1 protein-coding gene is annotated in these 551 nt (G+C 43.2%); it reads right to left on the bottom strand.

Going from position 1 to position 551, the window contains the following annotated elements; translation table 11 throughout:
* A partial coding sequence (locus ACFIMQ_RS09720; protein WP_375703963.1) for an Arm DNA-binding domain-containing protein occupies positions 1-293 on the bottom strand: 293 nt, incomplete at its 3' end.
* Positions 294-551 lie beyond the last annotated feature (258 nt).

Raw genomic sequence — 551 nt, 5'->3', positions numbered from 1 at the left:
TAATGGAGATTGCGCATTGCCTCACGCTTTTGTTTGTTGCGTTCTTTAATAGGGTCACGCCCCTCACGTAAAACAGCCCGCCACCTAGTTGCCAATTCACGGGCTTGTTTTAAAGAAACATCTCGCAAGGCACCCAAGCCCATTTCGCGGCGCCGACCATGAATGGTATAACGATACAGCCATTGAGCACCTCCATCTTTACGCTTATGAAGAAGCAAGCCGGCACCATCATTATATTTGCCAGTTCCCAATGTTGCGACAGATCTTGCATTAAGACGATTCATAAGAACCATTTTTACTCCTTTCTGCTATAGTTTTTACCCACACGTCAGCCCCGCTTGTGGTGTGCAAGCAAGTGATATGAATTGATTCAAGATACACAGATTTAAGATGAGAGAATCTTACGTTATTCAGGGTTCTCATTCAATATGAATAACGCTAGATTATGATTATAAATCAATGCCTTGAACGCTTGTTGAATGCCGTTGGTTTGAAAGCGAGCGATATTACAAGGCACCCGATTTAGAGACAGGTGAATTGCGTGATTATAG

The sequence above is a fragment of the Bartonella sp. AD13SXNS genome (genome assembly GCF_042196465.1).
Lineage (GTDB): Bacteria > Pseudomonadota > Alphaproteobacteria > Rhizobiales > Rhizobiaceae > Bartonella.
The sequence above is the reverse complement of the archived record's forward strand: the minus strand, read 5'-3'. Positions and strand labels throughout refer to the sequence as shown.